Consider the following 18936-nt stretch of genomic DNA (forward strand, 5'->3'; position numbering starts at 1 on the left):
ATGACGTGCAGAGCGAAACTACGAAATGCTATTTATAACTGCATCAAATCAATTAATATCTGCCGCGTATTCAAACGCGCTCCACCCAAGTGATAAGCCAATAAAAATCGCATCAATACTTTACTCTGCGCTTGTGTAACAACGTCGCTGTAATCTTCTCGTTCCATATCAAGCAAAGTCTTCCCGCTGACTGCTGGCCAACTATCGGCAATCCGCGCGATCCTTGGACCGCGCTCGGGATCGACCACATACATGCTCTCTGCAAGCACCGTCTGCCGAGTGTCGGTGCATAGAATGAAATTACCCGCGACACCCGTTTCTTTGAGCAAGGCGCGTTCGAATTGACGCAGGACTATTGGCGCGGGTTCCTGGTGTGCAAGTTGATTTAAGGTTGCCACATAATGATCAAATAGTGTCGCATGCGGATCATCGCGTGCCAGCAGTTTGACCAACAATTCATTTAAATAAAAACCACATAACAATGCCGATTTTTCTAATGGCAGCATACCGCCAACCCATTCAGCAACCGTCAAAGTACGCAGCTCGGATTTACCGCTCCAGCTTAAAGATAAAGGTTGAAAAGTTTGCAGCACGCCACGCAATTTGGATGTGGGGCGTTTTGCTCCTTTAGCGACGAGAGCAATACGGCCATAATCACGTGTAAAGACATCCAGAATTAAGCTGGTTTCGCGATGAGGATAGCTGTGTAAGACAAAACCGGGTTGCGCCGCTATCCTGCTATCAGATGACGGGCGCAACGGCTTATTGGGGGATGCACTGAGTGCAGGAGTTTTTTTTCGACCGCTTTTAACAGCAGCAATTTTTACAACAGGTGCTGTATTTTGTTCGTTAGATGGAGTGGCGTTATCAACAACGTCATCGGTGTTTTCCACGCCACCTTCCACAGCGACTTGATCAACGGCGGTATTGGCATCCATGCCGTTGATTTTATTCGTAACCGTAAGCACGCAATCCGGCTTCGTTATCGGCCCAACCAGATTTAACTTTGACCCAGATTTCCAGATAAACCGGGCCGCCAAACAGACGGGCCATGTCCAAACGAGATTGCGTCGAAATATCTTTCAGACGTGCGCCCTTTTGTCCGATCACCATGGATTTATGGGTATCGCGCTCTACCAAAATCGCGGCAAACACACGACGCAAATCACCTTCTACTTCGAATTTTTCGATCAAAACGGTGCTGGTATAAGGTAATTCATCGCCGACAAAACGGAATAATTTTTCACGAATAATTTCAGCCGCCAAAAATTTTTCGCTGCGATCGGTAATCTCATCTTCACCGAACATCGGCGGATTTTCCGGTAAATGCTTACGTGTTTCGCTTTGCAGATTTTCCAACTGAAAACGCAACTTGGCCGACACTGGCACGATAGCTGCAAAATTGCGTAACGCTGCAATTTTTTGCGCAAACGGCATCAATTCAGCTTTATCTTTGACCTGATCGGCCTTATTGATTACCAAGATGCATGGCACGCTGGCCGGTAGTAAATCCAATACCTGTTGATCAGCCGGCCCAAAAGTACCCGCCTCGATCACAAACAAAATAACGTCAGCAGCGGTCAACGTTGTTGTAACCGTACGGTTCAAAGTCTTGTTAAGCGCATTAGAGTGGCGCGTCTGGAAGCCAGGCGTATCGACGTACACAAACTGCGTGTCAGGCACGGTCATAATGCCGGTAATGCGATGTCGTGTAGTTTGCGCTTTGCGCGAAGTAATACTCACCTTGGCACCGATAAGTTCATTCATCAACGTCGATTTACCGACATTGGGGCGACCTACGATGGCGATATAACCGCAACGGAAATCAGCGGTCGGGGCCTGTGGTGTGGAATCTGTCATGCGGTTTTCGATTTGCTCGCTATAGTGATGGGGGCGGTGGAAAGAATAGTCTCAGCTAATGGTGTGGTTAGCACCGCTGTCGTTTTACTGCTTTTGGTTGTTTTTTCGGACACGGCCGCCGGAGTTACCTCCGAAACAGGCGCATCAGGTTGTATCGTCGCAATGCCAGTTAATTTTAGCTGTGATGTACGCGGCTTACTTTTACGCGTTGCACCCGGTGTTTTGACCAATGCACGTTGCACTGCTTCCAATGCCAGCTTGGCCGCTGCCTGCTCACCGGCACGACGACTACCGCCAGTGCCAAATACTTGAATATCTAATTTCGGCACCAGACATTCAATCTCAAACTCTTGGTTATGTGCAGCACCATGTGTTGCCACGACGTTGTACTGTGGCAGCGCAATTTTTTTGCCTTGCAAATACTCTTGCAACAGAGTCTTTGCGTCTTTACCTAAAGTTTTAGGGTCAACGGTCTCTAAAATCGGAATGTAAAGTGCGCGTATCACGTCACGTGCCGCATTAAAACCCGCGTCTAAAAAAATGGCGCCAAACAGCGCTTCCAGCGTGTCGGCCAATATCGATGGTCGGCGAAAACCGCCAGATTTGAGTTCGCCTTCGCCCAGACGTAAAAATTGCGATAACTCTAATCGCTGAGCAATTTCGTACAGTGTTTGTTGCTTCACCAAATTAGCCCGAACCCGTGACAAATCACCTTCATCGATTTTGGTGTAACGATCAAATAACAGAGAGGCGACCACACAATTCAGAATCGAATCACCGAGAAACTCCAGGCGCTCATTATGCAAGGTGCTATGGCTGCGATGCGTTAAGGCCTGCTGCAGTAATGTAGCATCCTGAAACGTATGGCCTAGCCGATTTTGCAATAACGTGATGTCCATTTGATGATTTCTTCTTACTTCTTTCCGGACTTATTCAAAACTTTCCCGGTGCGACACCCCAACAAAGTCAGTACTTTTAAAGTACTGCCAGCAAGGATAACGCCGCCCGGGCAGTTCTGCGAACATCCTTTAGGGGCTACTGTATCACTTGCCAGCCTATTTAGCAGGCGATGCTGCTGTAGTTCCTGAGTAATCTATTAACAAACTAACAGGTGTAATGATGGGGATTTTCTTCTGGTACGCAAAACTAATTTCAATATCGTCACCATTTTTGCTGACGTCCAGATCCTTACCGTGGATGGAGTCAATATAACCAACATCAGTCTGACGATCAAAGGCATTCTGAATTTCTTGCACCGTACCACCGTGCGATTTGACACTGGCAATAGCTTTTTTAATTGAATTATATTCAATAAATGTCGGTACCACTTTTGCACCGATCATTGCGATAAAACCAAGAATTGCTAACCAAAAAATTAAGCCGAACAGCGTGATACCTTGTTGCTTTTGCAAACTCTTGGAAATCTTCGACATTCTTTAGCTCCGATAGTAGTTGTTATGGCTAATTGTTAGAGCTCTTTCGAAACCGTAGCCTCAGGTAAAGTTGACCAATCAAGACGAGAGCCGAGAGCCGAGAAGCGCAGCCGTACGTTGGTACGGCCAGCATCACAGGCGCAATAATTGGTTCTGTCAGCTTGCTGAGAGTGGGTTACGAATGAGGTCTTTTGTTATTAGTTAAAAAAAGTACCTATACGCTTCAAATTACTCAAGTTCATCCATACCAAAAATGCTTTTCCAACAATGTTTTCATCCGGCACAAAACCCCAATAGCGGCTGTCTTCACTATTATCCCGATTATCGCCCATCATGAAATAGTTTCCAGGTGGAACTATACAAGCAAAACCGTCCGGATTATAAGTGCAGTTTGATTTATATGGGAAGTCCTGGACGCCACTCAAATTAATCGTAGGTGCTTGCGGCACAATCGCAATTTTGTGCTCAACCCCGGTAAGATTTTCTTTAAATTGCTGCGAGTAGCTCAAACTGTCTTCATTCAAATAATCTGGCAATGGCGCATAGGAAAGTGCTTTGCCATTAATCGTTAAATGCTTGTTTTGGTAGACGACTTTATCGCCAGGAACACCGACCACGCGTTTGATGTAATCCAAAGACATATCTTTAGGATATTTAAAAACCATCACATCGCCACGCTGTGGCTGATTCACTTCAATAATTTTTTTATTAACAATAGGCAAACGTATACCGTATGTAAATTTGTTCACCAGAATCAAGTCACCCACCAATAAAGTTGGCACCATCGAGCTCGACGGAATTTTGAATGGCTCATATAAGAACGATCGGAGAAAAAACACCATCGCAATTACAGGGAAAAAGCTACCTGAATACTCTACCCAAGTTGGCTGGCGCAATATATTTGCTTCTAACTCCACGCGGCCACTGCTTTCTAACTTGATTCCTTCAGCACGTAATTTGACATTGCGAGCATCAAATGCGGCTAGTGCTGCATCAGCTTTAGCGCGGCGCTGCTTGCTGAGATAAAAGCGATCTAAAAACCAGATGACGCCAGTTACGATCATCAGCACAAACAGAATTAATGCGAAATTTCCTAAAATTGATTGCAATGTCATTTTTCGTCCACTTGTAAAATTGCCAGGAATGCCTCTTGCGGGATTTCTACGGAACCCACTTGCTTCATACGTTTCTTACCAGCTTTCTGCTTTTCTAATAATTTGCGCTTACGGCTGATATCACCGCCATAACATTTGGCCAATACGTTTTTACGTAAAGCCTTCACATTTTCACGAGAAATAATATTCACACCGATGGCAGCCTGAATGGCCACATCAAACATTTGACGCGGGATCAATTCGCGCATCTTGGCAGCAACCGCGCGGCCACGATAAGTACTATTGGCTCTATGCACGATGATGGCCAAAGCGTCGACCCTCTCGCTGTTAATCAGCATATCGACCTTAACTACATCCGCTGAACGATATTCTTTGAACTCATAATCCATCGACGCGTAACCGCGTGAAGTCGATTTGAGCTTATCGAAGAAATCCAATACGATTTCAGCCATCGGCATTTCATAAATCAGTTTGACCTGCTTGCCGTGATAATTCATATCGATTTGTACACCGCGCTTGGACGTACAAAGCGTAATAACTGAGCCGACATACTCTTGCGGCATATATAAATTTACCGTGACGATAGGTTCACGGATTTCTTCATACTTTGTCGTATCCGGCATTTTTGAGGGGTTATCCACCATCAAAATACTGCCATCGCGCATCACCACTTCATAGATCACCGTTGGTGCGGTTGTGATCAAATCCATGTCGAATTCGCGTTCCAGGCGCTCTTGCACAATTTCCATGTGCAATAGCCCCAGAAAACCGCAACGGAATCCGAAACCCAAAGCTTGTGACACTTCCGGCTCATATTGCAACGCCGCGTCATTCAATTTGAGCTTTTCCAATGAATCGCGCAAAGCGTCGTATTGATTGGCTTCGACTGGGAATAAACCCGCGAATACTTGTGGCTGTACTTCCTTGAAACCAGGTAATGCCTCTTTTGCTGGCTTGTTCGCCAATGTGACGGTATCGCCGACCTTCGCTGCTTTCAGTTCTTTAATACCCGCGATGATGTAGCCCACCTGGCCGGCGGACAAAACATCACGTGGTTGCAATTTCGGTGTAAATACGCCGATGTTCTCGGTCAAATGTTGTGAACCTGCGGCCATCAACTGGATCTTGTCTTTCGGACGCAAAGTTCCGTTGACGATGCGTACCAGCATCACGACACCAACATAATTATCGAACCAGGAATCAACGATCAATGCTTGTAAAGGTGCATCAGGATCGCCCTTTGGCGCCGGTATTTTGGTGATGATGGTCTCTAAAATATCTTGCACACCCAAACCGGTTTTTGCTGAGCATTGCACTGCATCGGTCGCATCAATGCCGATCACGTCTTCGATTTCCGATTTGGCGTTTTCCGGGTCTGCTGACGGCAAGTCAATTTTGTTCAAGACGGGTACAACTTCCAATCCCAAATCCAGTGCTGTGTAGCAGTTGGCGACGGTTTGCGCCTCTACGCCTTGCGATGCATCGACGACCAACAGTGCACCTTCGCAAGCAGAGAGTGAACGACTCACTTCGTAGCTAAAGTCCACGTGGCCAGGCGTGTCAATCAAATTGAAATTATAAATTTGGCCATCAACTGCTTTATAAGAAAGCGCGGCTGTCTGGGCTTTGATCGTGATCCCACGTTCGCGCTCAATATCCATAGAGTCGAGAACTTGCGCCTCCATTTCACGGTCAGCTAAGCCGCCACAAAATTGGATGATGCGATCTGCCAGAGTAGATTTACCGTGGTCGATGTGAGCGATGATGGAGAAATTACGAATGTTTTTCATTAAGGTTCTATTAAGACACGTTATTCCATTTTCAGATCATGCGTGAACACGTGGGAGGCTCGCAGACATTACGGACGTAACGACTTGACAGAATCTGGGCCATCAATATGGTTCACGATTGATGTGAAAATGGAATCACTATAAAAAAGCGCTCTAGGCAGGACCATGATCAGCCTGCCGAGCGCTATTTATGACAGTTTATTTAATCCCGCCATTTTACCGGATTTCAGAGGGGAAAGCCGCTATTCCCCTTGCAAAAATGCTTGTACTTTGCCCACATCTAGAAAATAGTTGCATAGTTGCACTGGTAACTGATCACCTTTCCGGCCAATTAATACCGGAACTAGCTCATCGTACAACTTTATCAACGCGGGATCAGCGTCAACGTCGACTTGTTTAATCAAATACGGCTGCATTCCATGCAATTGTTGCAATGCTTGCAGCATATCCTCACACAAATGACAATAGGAACGCGTATATAGGGTGAAATGTATATCGGACATAAATTAAGCATCAACTCGCTGAACGTCAGCACTAAAAGAACAAAAGCTGCAAACCCTTACGGTTTGCAGCTCCGCTCAAACAAATGGCGACCAAGTAGCCTGAGAGAAAATTACTTCGTTGGACGCAACGGTACAAACTGCGATGATTCACCGCGTCGTACCAAAACCGCAACCATCTTATTCGCGTCAAGCTTTGCCACTAAACTATTAAATTGCTTAGCGTCTTTAATGTCGGTATTGTCCAGGCGCTGAATCACATCGCCAGCAAGCAAACCGGCACGTGCAGCACTGCCTTCCACACCATCGACCATCACGCCTGAACTTATATCAAGCTCTTTCTTTTTGGCCGCACTCAGGTCGCTCACAATTAAACCCAGGGCATTGGCAACTTGTTCTGGCTTGCCTGCACCATCCTTGCTATCAGCAGCTTCCTCTTTATCGCTTGCCAATTCTGTCACGGTTAACGTGAAATCGCGGCTAACACCTTTACGCCAGACAGTCACCGTGCCGCGCGAACCTGGCTTAATACTGCCGACTAAGCGAGGTAAATCATTGGCTTTCTCAATCGGCGTACCGTTAAATTTCAGAATAATATCGCCGGCCAAAATACCCGCCTTTGCAGCAGGACCGTCAGCTTCTACCCGTGCCACCTGCGCACCTTGCGCCTTCGGCAAACCGAGTGACTCAGCAACTTCTTTCGTTACCTCACCGATCTGGACGCCAATACGACCGCGCGTCACTTTGCCTGAAGTTTTCAACTGCTCGACAACACGCATAGCCTCGTCAATCGGCACTGCAAAAGAGATACCCATAAAACCGCCAGAGCGACTATAAATCTGCGAATTAATACCGATCACTTCTCCGCGCATATTAATTAACGGCCCGCCGGAGTTACCCGGATTCACTGCAACATCGGTTTGGATCAATGGCAAATAATCGCCAGTATCGCGAGCTTTCGCTGAAATGATGCCTGATGTAACTGTGTTTTCCAGATCAAATGGCGATCCTATCGCCAGCACCCATTCGCCCGCTCTGATCTTGTCCGAATCACCCATCGTCAAACGCGGCAAATTAGTACCTTCAATTTTTAGCAGTGCCACATCGGAACGGCTGTCTGAGCCAACGACTTTCGCTTTAAATTCACGCTTATCGGTTAGTTTGACGTACACCTCACTGGCGCCATCAATCACGTGCGCATTGGTCATAATATAACCATCGGCAGAAATAATAAAACCTGAGCCAACTCCACGCGGCACTTCTTCTTGCTGTTTATCTTTGTCACCAGGCTTACGACTCCTCGGCGGCGTTTGCTTTCCTAGCGCCCCAGGAGGCGCGCCAAAAAAGCGGCGGAAAAATTCTTGCATCTCAGCATCGTCGCCGGTAGCACCAGAATCGCTATCGAGTTTGATTTTTTCCGTAGTACGAATATTGACGACCGCCGGGCCTGTTTTTTCAACGATATCGGTAAAATCAGGCAAACCGGCAACTGACGCAGCAACTGCTTGTGAGTTCAAATTAAGCACAGCGGGCACAAAAAAAGCCATCGCTGTAACGAGCATGGCGCCCGATAAAATATGACGAGATGGGGAGAGTATTTTCATATGAATGAGATAAAAATCAGTTTTACTTATTTTTGAGATCAATCGAATTTGAAACTTGTTTAATCGCCGCAAAAGGAACTTCTCCGACAATAGTCAACCAATAATCGCCTTGTCGTTTACCGATAACATTCAATGCACCTTGCTGCATGAAGCCTTCAGTTCTGCTTTGTGTGGTTGGCTCGACAAACACAGAAATAGCCGCAAGTCCGTCTGAGAACACAATCTGAGACACCTCACGTCGCACAGGAGCAGTATTACTGTTTGGAGGAGGCGGATCAATAGCTATCCGCTTTAATTCACGCACTTTTTTAAACCCTGGCGGCATACCTGTCACTGTCCATTCATTCAGATTGGTTGGCGCCATCGTTGTACGCTGTACATTCCAGCCGTTCGTATTCGTAAAACTAGCTTTAACACGACTACGATCAATGTTACCGATGCCAACTTGCGTGAAGGTTATTTGCTCTATGATTTCTTTCTTGCTATTCAACGTTTGTGCACGCAATAGCAAGCCGGTATTTTTCTCCGCCCATAATTTATAGCCATAGCGCATATCGTCTTTAGGCTCAAGCAACACCGCCTGGCAATCATACCCGGCCACACGCCCCGTCTCGCCAATTTTCACATTGTAATAGTCGGTGAGATCGGGCGGGATCGACGCCAGAATCGCAGGGAAAACATCTTGCGTAACTCGCTTGTCAACCAACATCGTTTTGCTATCTGGCATATAGCAAATGACATCTTCATTGTGGCGAATATACTCACGCGGCTTGCCATCCAAGACTTCCAGCTTCTCAACCTCGTTCTTGCCTTCCAGGATATGCGTTATGCGCGAAGCACGCATCTGATTTGCCTGTTGATAGACAAAGATACCTGAGTAATTCAATCTTTGGGCCGCAGACTGAATTCTTTTCAATAAAGTTTGCGCCTCATTTTTATCCGCGAATTTATTTGCATCAATACCCTCCGCTTGTGCTGTCAGCACAAGCAGAGAAGATAAGATAAGCAAAATTCGAAACAAAGCCTTAGCTTGCCGCATATTAGTCATCAATCTCAATTATCAGCATCAGGGGCATATGTCGCCGAACGTGCATATTGCGCGGTGCTATAAAGAGCTGGTGAAAAGCGTTGGTGCGCCAACAAATACTCATCAATGCCTGGATCACGTAAAACCTCTGGATGAGACGCGCGTGAAGCAGCAAGCATTTGGGCACTTGTAGCACCGGTATTGGGGGTTGAAGCCATTGCCAATTGTGAGACAGCCGTTGGTGAAAATGATTGGCGGTCACCTCTCATTTGCGGCAAGGCAATAAAAGTAACCGCAGCGACTGCCGCTGCTGCTGCCATGCCAGGCAAGCCGAATCGTCGCATGATATGCCTGTCAACTGCCGCAGTGCTGCCATTGGCAACTACTTGATGCACTGCATCAGATTGCGCTATCACTCGTGGCGCTGCAATTATTGCCGACTCACTTTCCAAGCGCGCCATCAATTTCGAAGTGAAATCGGTACTTAGATTAAACGCCATGTCATCCGAACGTAATACATCACCAATTTGGTGGTAAACGTCCCACGACAGGCGATTTTCAGTCTGGCGTAATGCTGCCAAAGCTGAATCCACGTACGTATTTGATAATTCCCCGTCAGCCAAGGCAGATATCTGCTCTTGGGATATTTCTTTGGTATTCATAAGTCACCTAGTTAAAACCGGCCAACCCCTTACTCCCATAAAACCGCTATTTCGCTTTTTACCAACGATTGTCGGTCGTTGTCCCTAACAACGGCCGCAACTTATCTGCGATAGCTTCCCGTGCTCTGAATATTCGACTGCGTACTGTGCCAATCGGACATCCCATTGCTTCTGCAATTTCGTCATAACTCAAACCTTCAATCTCCCTTAAGGTGATTGCGGTTCGTAACTCTTCTGGCAATGCTTCCATTGCAATGTTGACCGTTTGCGCAATCTGCTTGGTGGCCAACAATGATTCTGGAGTGTTTATATCCCTTAGTTGCTCTCCGTCGTCAAAAGTTTCTGCTTCTTCAGAATTTGCTTCAGTTGAGGTCGGCGCCCGACGGCCTTGCGTCACTAAATAATTTTTTGCAGTGTTAATGCCGATACGATACAGCCAGGTATAGAACGCCGAGTCACCACGAAATTGCGGCAGCGCACGATAAGCTTTTATAAAAGCTTCTTGCACGACATCTTCTGCCTCTGCCTGGTCGCGAACAAGCCGCGACACAAGACGCATCAGCTTACGTTGGTATTTCAACACCAAAAGCTCGAACGCCTTTTTATCGCCACGCTGCACCCGCTCGACAAGAAGCTGATCAATTTCGCGTTCTGTGGTCAATCCCCATTCCTTTGTTGTTTTGCAACATCCACGCAAGTCCCACTATGGACTGGATACAATATAAAAAGTTCAACCTTGAAATTACTGCTGTCAGTCAAATTCCGTGATCTACGACTAACGCGGGCTGGCGTAATGCCGTCCAGCGAAGCGCTACTGATAAGGATCTAAAAACATCCTCCGAGACGCTATCCGGCAAGATAATTAGCGTTTTCATCTGTCCATTATCTGAGCGCAATCGTAATAATAATAAATGCGACCAAAGTGTAGAACCACTTTGCAAATAAGCCACGTCAAGCTGAGTGGGAGCAGTTTGCGTATCGGATAGAATGTCACCCACCCTGATTTGCCCGAGATGGGAAATACTGATGTAATTAACCTGGCGCAGGCGCGAATAATACCGCCACGCAGCTATGCCAAAAACAATGCTGACCATACCAATCAATAGATTCACAATCAACGGCAAATGTCCGATGACACCGAAGGCTATAAGCACTCCAACCATCATGACGGCTGCGCACAGCATAGCCACCATCATCCGCAAGATAGTGGAAGGATAAACTCTAGTCGAGACAGCTATCGACATTGTGTTATGTCCAAAGAACGACTAAAAACTGAAATGAAATATAGCAGCGCTCATAATGAAATCCCACCACTGAAACTTAACTGCGGTGGGATTTTCATTATAGGTTTAGGCTTTGCCAAAAACCAGGGTGCCGTTGGTACCACCAAAGCCGAATGAATTTTTGACGGCAATGTCAATCTTCATATCCCGGGCAGTGTTGGCGCAGAAATCAAGATCGCACTCAGGATCCTGATTGAAAATGTTGATAGTCGGAGGCGATATCTGATGATGCAGAGCTAGTACGGTGAATACCGATTCCAAGCCACCGGCACCACCCAACAAATGACCAGTCATGGACTTAGTCGAGTTAATCACCATTTTATAAGCGTGATCGCCGAAAGCCGCTTTAATCGCATTGGCTTCATTTTGATCACCTAACGGTGTCGATGTGCCATGTGCATTCAAATACTGCACTTCATCGCCATTGATGCCCGCGTCTTTTAACGCAGAAACGACACAACGTCGAGGACCGTCCAAATTTGGTGCAGTCATGTGATAGGCGTCACCGCTCATGCCAAAACCGAGCAACTCTGCATAGATCGTCGCGCCACGAGCCTTAGCATGTTCATACTCTTCGAGTACCAGCACGCCGGCGCCCTCACCCAGCACAAAACCGTCGCGATCTTTGTCCCATGGACGCGATGCAGTCGCCGGATCGTCATTGCGTGATGACAAAGCACGTGCCGAAGCAAAGCCACCAAGACCCAGCGGTGAAATACTTGACTCAGCACCACCAGCAACCATGACATCAGCGTCCCCGTACTGAATCATGCGACCAGCTTGGCCGATACAATGCAAACCTGTGGTACATGCTGTTGCTATCGCCAAATTCGGACCCTTGAGACCGTACTTGATCGATAAATTACCGGAAATCATATTGATAATGGAAGCCGGTATGAAAAAGGGACTGATACGACGCGGTCCGCGATTGGTCAGTTCAGTATGCGTTTCTTCGATCAGCGGCAAACCACCGATACCAGATCCGATAATGACGCCAATACGCTCCGCATTTTCATCTGTTACCTGTATACCGCTATCTTCTATTGCCTGAATCCCTGCAGCCATCCCAAAATGGATGAAAGTATCCATATGCCGCGCCTCTTTGGCAGGCATATATTTTTCAACATCAAACCCCTTTACTTCCCCCGCGAAATGCGTGGAAAAAGCAGAGGCATCAAATTTGGTAATGGTTGCAATACCCGATTTACCTGAAGTAATTGCACCCCATGCATCAGCAATAGTATTGCCAACTGGTGAAATGCAACCCAGGCCGGTTATCACAACACGACGTTCACGTGTGCGACTCAAGCGATTCTCCTGATACTTATTTAGTTAACCCACAAGTTAACTTGTGGCTAACTCAAGCAAATATAAGCTACTTAATTACGCAGCTTTAACGTGCGCTGTAGCGTAATTAATGGCTTCTTGTACTGATGTGATTTTTTCAGCTTGTTCGTCAGGAATTTCCATTTCAAATTCGTCTTCTAGTGCCATGACGAGTTCAACGGTATCCAGCGAATCAGCGCCAAGATCATCAACGAATTTCGATTCGTTCTTAATGTCCGCTTCTGCGACGCCTAATTGTTCAGCGACGATTTTTTTAACGCGTTGTTCGATATCCGACATGTGATGCCTCCAGTTGTTAGGTTACAGAAAGTGCGCGCATTTTAGCAGGTTTGCGCAGAGAAAATCCATTTTCAACATTGGTTGCCAAAAATCAGCAATTTACTATTAAAAACACTTAAACAATGACTACTTTACTTCTTAGATAGATACAGCTATTTAAACTTGGCAACATCAACTACAGTTACCAGTCTTATTAATTCATGTACATGCCGCCATTAACGTGCAATGTCGTTCCTGTAATATAGTTAGCTTGCGTCGAGGCAAGGAAACCAACTGCGGCTGCAATATCTTCCGCAGCACCCAAGCGACCCAACGGAATTTGCTGCAAAAGTGAGGCTGTTTGCTCGTCACCCAACGATTTCGTCATATCAGTAGCAATAAAACCCGGCGCAACACAATTGACAGTGATATTGCGACTACCGATTTCACGGGCCAAAGCGCGACTCATTCCAGCAACACCCGCTTTCGCTGCCGCATAATTCATTTGCCCGGCATTGCCAGAAGAACCGACCACCGAAGTAATATTAATGATGCGTCCATATTTGGCCTTCATCATGCCACGCAATACCGCACGTGACAATCTGCCAACTGCAGAGAGATTAGTCGAAATGACAGCATCCCACTCTTCCTCTTTCATCCGCATTGCCAGTTGATCCTGCGTAATTCCCGCATTATTGACCAAAATAGAAAGGCCGCCAAAATCCTTTTGCACCGATTCAATGACAGAGGCGCAAGCAGCGGCATCTGTGACATTCAACACCACACCTTTACCACCATGTGCAGCCAAATACTCTGTAATGGCAGCAGCACCGACTTCCGAAGTAGCAGTGCCGACCACCTTTGCGCCACGCTGGGCCAGCTCTAAGGCGATAGCCTTACCGATACCGCGCGATGCGCCGGTCACCAAAGCAATTTGACCCAGTAAATCTTGGTTTTGCGTATTTGAATTCTGCATTTTCATTTTCTCCAGGCTTTACACAAAATTGTTATGGCAAGGTATATCACCTCGGACAGCATGGAAATATGGCAAAGCACCATATGGCCGTCGGAACGATTTTGCGTAAGCCCTATTTTATTTATTGAAGTGATTCCAGCATCCGATCCAAGGATGCCTGATCCACAATCGCGTCGCCGATCAAATCACCATTAATCCGCTTAATTAAGCCAGCAAGAACCTTGCCCGGGCCGCACTCTATCACATGGGTCACGCCTTCTGCGGCGATTTTTTGCACTGTTTCCACCCAACGTACCGGACTAGCAGCTTGTCGCACCAACGCATCTTTAATTACATTCGCGTCATTGACAACAGCAACATCAACATTGTTTATCAAAGCAATTTGAGGTGCTGAGAAAGTCAACTCCTGCATATAGTCACGCAAACGATCTGATGCCGGCTTTAATAACGAAGAGTGAAATGGCGCTGAAACTGGCAATATCAAGGCACGCTTTGCACCCTTTTCTTTTGCAGCGATGCAAGCACGCTCAACGGCTGCCGCATGACCAGCAATCACCACCTGTAATGGGGCGTTAAAATTGACCGGCTCAACCACTTCACCTTGCGCGGACTCCAGGCAGACAGTACGCACATCCTCATCCGACAATCCTAGAATGGCAGCCATGCCACCTTTACCTACCGGTACCGCCTCCTGCATAGCTTGCGCACGGAAGCGTACCAACGGCACGGCATCTTTAAAATTAATCACGCCGGCGGCCACCAATGCTGAATACTCACCCAAACTATGACCCGCAACCAATGCAGGGATTTTGCCGCCAGCGGCCAACCAAGCGCGGTAAGTAGCGACAGCTGCGGTTAGCATGACGGGCTGGGTATTCGTGGTTAAGTCGAGATCTTCTTTTGGCCCCTCGGCAATCATCTTCGCCAAATCAACATTGAGAGCATCGGACGCTTCTGCGACCGTATCTCTCACGATTTGATTGTCAGCAAAACCGTTCAACATGCCAATAGCTTGTGAACCTTGCCCTGGAAATACGAATGCAAATTTAATCATACTTATCGAATATTATTTTATTGAATTGATAGGAGTAAGAAAGATGAAAGCGATGACGATAAAAATCACATCCGCGCCAAGACCGCACCCCACGTAAAGCCGCCACCGACGCCTTCCATCATCACATTTTGTCCTGGCTTGATACGACCGTCACGGACGGCCGTATCTAACGCCAGAGGAATAGATGCAGCGGAAGTATTTCCATGCTGATCTACGGTCACCACCATTTTTTCCAGTGGCAAACCAAGTTTTTTTGCAGTACTTTGCATGATGCGAAGATTTGCCTGATGCGGAACCAACCAGTCAATTTCCGATGCTTGAATACCTGCTATCTGCAGCGCCTCGTTAGCAACTTTTTCCAGTACCGATACCGCCAATTTAAATACTGCAGGGCCGTCCATATATAAAAACGCACTACCCTCTATGGCACCGTTTGCAACCTTACCAGGCACACATAAAATATTTGAATGACGTCCATCAGCATGTAATTTTGTCGCCAAGATACCCGGCTCTTCTGATGCAGTCATCACAATGGCTCCAGCACCATCACCGAACAAGACGCAAGTCGTGCGATCTTCAAAATTCAAAATGCGGGAGAACACTTCGGCCCCGATCACCAACACATTCTTGTACGCACCGGCCTTGATGAATGCATCCGCAACCGATACAGCGTAGACAAAACCGCTGCATACCGCTTGCACATCAAATGCAGCACCGCCAGTGGTAATACCTAGCTTTTGCTGAACGATGCAGGCGGTACTTGGGAAACCACCAAAATGATCCGGAGTGGAAGTCGCAACAATAATTAAATCAATGTCGTTAGCCTGCATGCCTGCTGCCTGCAGTGCATGTTTCGACGCCTCAACAGCGAGATCACTTGTATAGACACCATCTTCAACAAAATGACGTGCCTGAATACCGCTGCGTGAGACTATCCATTCATCAGAGGTTTCAATATCTTTTGCCGCTAATTGTGCCGCGATCTCATGATTGTTGACACGTTTTGGCGGCAGATAACTTCCGGTTCCAATAATCTTGCTGTAAGTAGTCATACTGTTTTCTATTTAGACGATTCAATGAGTACGGCATCTGCCGTTGGTGGCAAAGATGCTTGATCAGTTTGCGGCATCAATTCGGCAATTGTCGTTGTAACGCGCGACAAAACATCATATTTTGCCGCATCAAATGCACGCTTGATCGCCCATTCGTACGAATAGGTGTCCGCACCGCCGTGGCTTTTAAACACCAAACCACGCAAGCCAAGCAAGCAAGCGCCATTGTAACGAGATGGATTCAAGCGACGTGAAATCGCTTTAATTGCACCATTAGCAATCAAAGCGCCCAACATATTGAGAATGCTGCTTTTGAATTCTGTCGTCAGCACGCTCTTCACCCAACGCCCCAACCCTTCTGAAGCCTTGAGCGTCACATTGCCGACAAAACCATCGCACACCACAATATCCGTCGTGCCTTCAAAGATATCATTGCCTTCAACGTTACCGTAAAAGTTTAATATACCTTTTTCGTGATCGGCGCGCAGTAACTCTGCCGTTTGCTTGACCACTTCATTACCTTTAATATCCTCTTCACCGACATTGAGCAAGCCCACAGTCGGCTTTGCCTTACCTTCCATCGTCGCTACCAAGGCTGACCCCATCAGCGCAAACTGATGTAAGTGCTGAGGTTCGCAATCTACATTTGCGCCCAAATCCAGCATATAGGTTGGCTCATCCTTTTGATTAGGAAGAATAGTGCAAATCGCAGGGCGATCAACGCCGGGAATGGTTTTAAGCAAATAACGCGATACCGCCATTAACGCCCCGGTATTCCCGGCAGAGACACAGGCACGCACCTGCTCATCTTTCACCAGTTTGATAGCAATGCGCATGGAGGAATTTTTTTTGCGACGTAACGCAGTTTCGATTGAATCGTCCATCGTCACAACTTCTGATGCATGCAACACTGACAAACGTGGATGCGATAACGCTTTATGCTTCTTCAGCTCAGCCTGAATCTGCTCTTCCAAACCAACCAATATCAGTTCAGCTTCCGGCTCACGATTAGCAAATGAAATGGCAGCAGGTACCGTAACAGATGGACCATGATCACCGCCCATGCAGTCGATAGAAATTTTAATTGTCATTGTTTTTATTCAGTGCTGATGCCAACCGACATTATGGAACAATTTTGATATGCGTCAAACTGGCTTGTCACAAATTTCACCTTAAAAATTGTAAGCAGATACTTACATTAACGCACATTACTGCACAATTAAAGCCATACACAAGCCAACACAAGCTTTTTGACACGCAAAAAGCGGCGCCACTGAATGCTCAATGGCGCCGCTTTTTTGACCAGCAACGAGGAGATTACTCGTCGTTTTTAGTCTTCAATACTTTACGACCACGGTAAAAGCCGTTAGGGCTGATATGGTGACGCAGATGTGTTTCACCTGTAGTTGGCTCGATAGCCAATGGAGGTGCAACTAAGAAATCGTGTGCACGGTGCATGCCACGCTTCGATGGGGTCTTTTTATTTTGCTGAACTGCCATGATAACTCCTGAATCTAAGATCTAAAATTTTAACATATCCGGCCCTGCAGTGCGGAAACAAACAATTAACGCGCACTTACTACTCAACAAAACCAGAAATTCCTGCCGCGCTACATGCTGTTAGGGCGCGGATTTACTACGCATTGCCACATTTTTAACAATAAAACTTAATGCGACAATGTTACCGCAATTCATTTCAAATTCTTCAACGCCGCAAATGGCGATTCTTTTTTAACCGCTTTGAGCGCCTCAAGCGCTGATGCGTCCGGACAAACCTCATGCTTGGGAGAAGGTGGAATTTCTAACAATGCCTCATCCTCAACCAACTGCAAAATGTCTTTTATTTCGGAAACCACCACGACATCTACCTGATCGTTATCCAACATCACCTCAATTTCATCCGCGCTTGCATCATCTTTTGCCAAGATCAATACAGATTCGGAATCAATTTCAAATGCATATGGCGTCAAACAACGTTGACACATCATCTGCACAGTACCGGACACCGATATTGTAAGCTGCGCATGCCCTAAATGATCAACACCACCAACCAGGGCCCAACTTAAAACGCCTGAATTATCCGCAGCCTCGCCAGCTAGCCGATGCAATTTTGATACAGCTATTTCGCCCTCCCGACGCTCTTTCAAGCGCGAATAGTCGAAAGGATCAATATTATAAGTAGTTGTCATGCTCATCCCCTGAGATCAAGCCGAGTAAGCCGAATCCGGAAAACCTGCGATAATAACAGTCTTTCCTCTTACTAGTCAAAGTGTTAGCGCATTTTTGCCGCACTTTACGCGAATATTTGCTCAGACACAGCCAAACTATGACATCTTCGCAACAATCATCAATTAAAACCAACAACGGCTGCAAGCGTTTGATACTTGGTTCCAGCTCCCCTTATCGCAAAGAATTGCTATCCAGACTACAAATTCCCTTTGAAATTTGCATTCCCAATATAGATGAAACCGCACTCCCCGACGAAAGTCCGGAAACCACAGCAATGCGCTTGGCACAGGCAAAAGCACAAGCCATCGCTGCTATTGCCCCTGATGCACTAATAATCGCCTCAGATCAAGTTGCTACGTTGGATGGAGAGCAAATTGGCAAACCTGGCAATCACGCAAATGCCTTGCTGCAATTACAAAAAATGCGCGGTCGACGCGTAATTTTCCACACCGCACTTTGCGTCTGGGACGGCAGTAAACAAGAACCCAAGCTTCAGCTTGAAAACATCCAGACTTTTGTTACTTTTCGCGACCTGCCAGATGCTGAGCTCGATGCCTATTTACGCATAGAGCAACCCTATGATTGCGCAGGCAGCGCAAAAAATGAAGGACTAGGCATCGCTATACTTGAAAAAATTGAGAGCATCGACCCCACTGCGTTGACTGGCTTGCCATTGATTGCACTTACCGGCATGCTAAGACGTGCCGGCGTATCCTTCTTTACACAATAGTTCACTACATTAAAAA

The 18936-nt window shown here is 46.7% G+C and carries 21 protein-coding genes; 1 reads left to right on the forward strand and 20 read right to left on the reverse strand.

Going from position 1 to position 18936, the window contains the following annotated elements; translation table 11 throughout:
- Positions 1 to 32: 32 nt before the first annotated feature.
- The 20 genes from recO to GEV47_RS13645 form a co-directional block, all read right to left on the reverse strand.
- Complete coding sequence (gene recO, locus GEV47_RS13550; RefSeq protein WP_322741647.1) at positions 33 to 968, reverse strand: DNA repair protein RecO; 936 nt, start codon at positions 966 to 968, stop codon at positions 33 to 35.
- On the reverse strand, positions 949 to 1860 hold the full coding sequence (gene era, locus GEV47_RS13555) for a GTPase Era (protein WP_153235285.1): 912 nt from the start codon (positions 1858 to 1860) through the stop codon (positions 949 to 951). The genes recO and era overlap by 20 nt, the downstream gene beginning before the upstream one ends.
- Positions 1857 to 2759: a ribonuclease III gene (gene rnc, locus GEV47_RS13560; RefSeq protein ID WP_153235286.1), complete on the reverse strand. Its 903-nt coding sequence runs from the start codon at positions 2757 to 2759 to the stop codon at positions 1857 to 1859. The genes era and rnc overlap by 4 nt, the downstream gene beginning before the upstream one ends.
- Before the next feature lie 156 nt (positions 2760 to 2915).
- Positions 2916 to 3293 carry a DUF4845 domain-containing protein gene (locus tag GEV47_RS13565; RefSeq protein WP_153235287.1) on the reverse strand — a complete coding sequence of 126 codons (378 nt, stop codon included), beginning with the start codon at positions 3291 to 3293 and terminating at the stop codon, positions 2916 to 2918.
- 197 nt (positions 3294 to 3490) lie between these two features.
- On the reverse strand, positions 3491 to 4408 hold the full coding sequence (gene lepB, locus GEV47_RS13570; RefSeq protein WP_153235288.1) for a signal peptidase I: 918 nt from the start codon (positions 4406 to 4408) through the stop codon (positions 3491 to 3493).
- Positions 4405 to 6198, reverse strand: coding sequence for a translation elongation factor 4 (gene lepA / locus GEV47_RS13575; protein ID WP_153235289.1), 1794 nt, complete (start codon positions 6196 to 6198; stop codon positions 4405 to 4407). Before lepA ends, lepB begins: the two co-directional genes overlap by 4 nt.
- A 242-nt stretch (positions 6199 to 6440) precedes the next feature.
- Entirely contained in the window at positions 6441 to 6701 is a 261-nt protein-coding gene (locus tag GEV47_RS13580; RefSeq protein WP_153235290.1) for a glutaredoxin family protein, read from the reverse strand.
- A 110-nt stretch (positions 6702 to 6811) separates the two neighbouring features.
- A complete protein-coding gene (locus GEV47_RS13585; protein ID WP_153235291.1) occupies positions 6812 to 8302 on the reverse strand; it encodes a DegQ family serine endoprotease in 1491 nt (496 codons plus the stop codon).
- Positions 8303 to 8324: 22 nt separating this feature from the next.
- Entirely contained in the window at positions 8325 to 9341 is a 1017-nt protein-coding gene (locus GEV47_RS13590) for a MucB/RseB C-terminal domain-containing protein (protein WP_153235659.1), read from the reverse strand.
- A gap of 14 nt (positions 9342 to 9355) precedes the next feature.
- On the reverse strand, positions 9356 to 9991 hold the full coding sequence (locus tag GEV47_RS13595; protein ID WP_153235292.1) for a sigma-E factor negative regulatory protein: 636 nt from the start codon (positions 9989 to 9991) through the stop codon (positions 9356 to 9358).
- A 58-nt stretch (positions 9992 to 10049) separates the two neighbouring features.
- Positions 10050 to 10652, reverse strand: a complete 603-nt coding sequence (gene rpoE, locus GEV47_RS13600; protein WP_153235293.1) for an RNA polymerase sigma factor RpoE — start codon at positions 10650 to 10652, stop codon at positions 10050 to 10052.
- 94 nt (positions 10653 to 10746) lie between these two features.
- A complete protein-coding gene (locus GEV47_RS13605; RefSeq protein WP_153235294.1) occupies positions 10747 to 11235 on the reverse strand; it encodes a protein YgfX in 489 nt (162 codons plus the stop codon).
- A 105-nt stretch (positions 11236 to 11340) separates the two neighbouring features.
- Positions 11341 to 12582, reverse strand: a complete 1242-nt coding sequence (gene fabF / locus GEV47_RS13610; protein WP_153235295.1) for a beta-ketoacyl-ACP synthase II — start codon at positions 12580 to 12582, stop codon at positions 11341 to 11343.
- 75 nt (positions 12583 to 12657) lie between these two features.
- Positions 12658 to 12900, reverse strand: coding sequence for an acyl carrier protein (gene acpP / locus GEV47_RS13615; protein WP_153235296.1), 243 nt, complete (start codon positions 12898 to 12900; stop codon positions 12658 to 12660).
- A gap of 193 nt (positions 12901 to 13093) precedes the next feature.
- Complete coding sequence (gene fabG, locus GEV47_RS13620) at positions 13094 to 13855, reverse strand: 3-oxoacyl-ACP reductase FabG (RefSeq protein ID WP_153235297.1); 762 nt, start codon at positions 13853 to 13855, stop codon at positions 13094 to 13096.
- A 121-nt stretch (positions 13856 to 13976) separates the two neighbouring features.
- On the reverse strand, positions 13977 to 14909 hold the full coding sequence (gene fabD / locus GEV47_RS13625) for an ACP S-malonyltransferase (protein WP_153235298.1): 933 nt from the start codon (positions 14907 to 14909) through the stop codon (positions 13977 to 13979).
- Between the two features lie 65 nt (positions 14910 to 14974).
- Positions 14975 to 15961 carry a beta-ketoacyl-ACP synthase III gene (locus GEV47_RS13630; protein WP_153235299.1) on the reverse strand — a complete coding sequence of 329 codons (987 nt, stop codon included), beginning with the start codon at positions 15959 to 15961 and terminating at the stop codon, positions 14975 to 14977.
- Positions 15962 to 15969: 8 nt separating this feature from the next.
- Complete coding sequence (gene plsX / locus GEV47_RS13635; protein ID WP_153235300.1) at positions 15970 to 17052, reverse strand: phosphate acyltransferase PlsX; 1083 nt, start codon at positions 17050 to 17052, stop codon at positions 15970 to 15972.
- A 226-nt stretch (positions 17053 to 17278) separates the two neighbouring features.
- Positions 17279 to 17461, reverse strand: a complete 183-nt coding sequence (gene rpmF / locus GEV47_RS13640) for a 50S ribosomal protein L32 (RefSeq protein ID WP_014006864.1) — start codon at positions 17459 to 17461, stop codon at positions 17279 to 17281.
- Positions 17462 to 17652: 191 nt separating this feature from the next.
- Positions 17653 to 18150, reverse strand: coding sequence for a YceD family protein (locus GEV47_RS13645; RefSeq protein ID WP_153235301.1), 498 nt, complete (start codon positions 18148 to 18150; stop codon positions 17653 to 17655).
- A gap of 137 nt (positions 18151 to 18287) precedes the next feature.
- Here GEV47_RS13645 and GEV47_RS13650 point away from each other — a divergent pair, with 137 nt between their 5' ends.
- Complete coding sequence (locus tag GEV47_RS13650) at positions 18288 to 18920, forward strand: Maf family nucleotide pyrophosphatase (protein ID WP_153235302.1); 633 nt, start codon at positions 18288 to 18290, stop codon at positions 18918 to 18920.
- The last annotated feature ends 16 nt before the right edge of the window (positions 18921 to 18936 follow it).

It is taken from the genome of Glaciimonas soli (assembly GCF_009497155.1).
Taxonomy (GTDB): domain Bacteria; phylum Pseudomonadota; class Gammaproteobacteria; order Burkholderiales; family Burkholderiaceae_D; genus Glaciimonas; species Glaciimonas soli.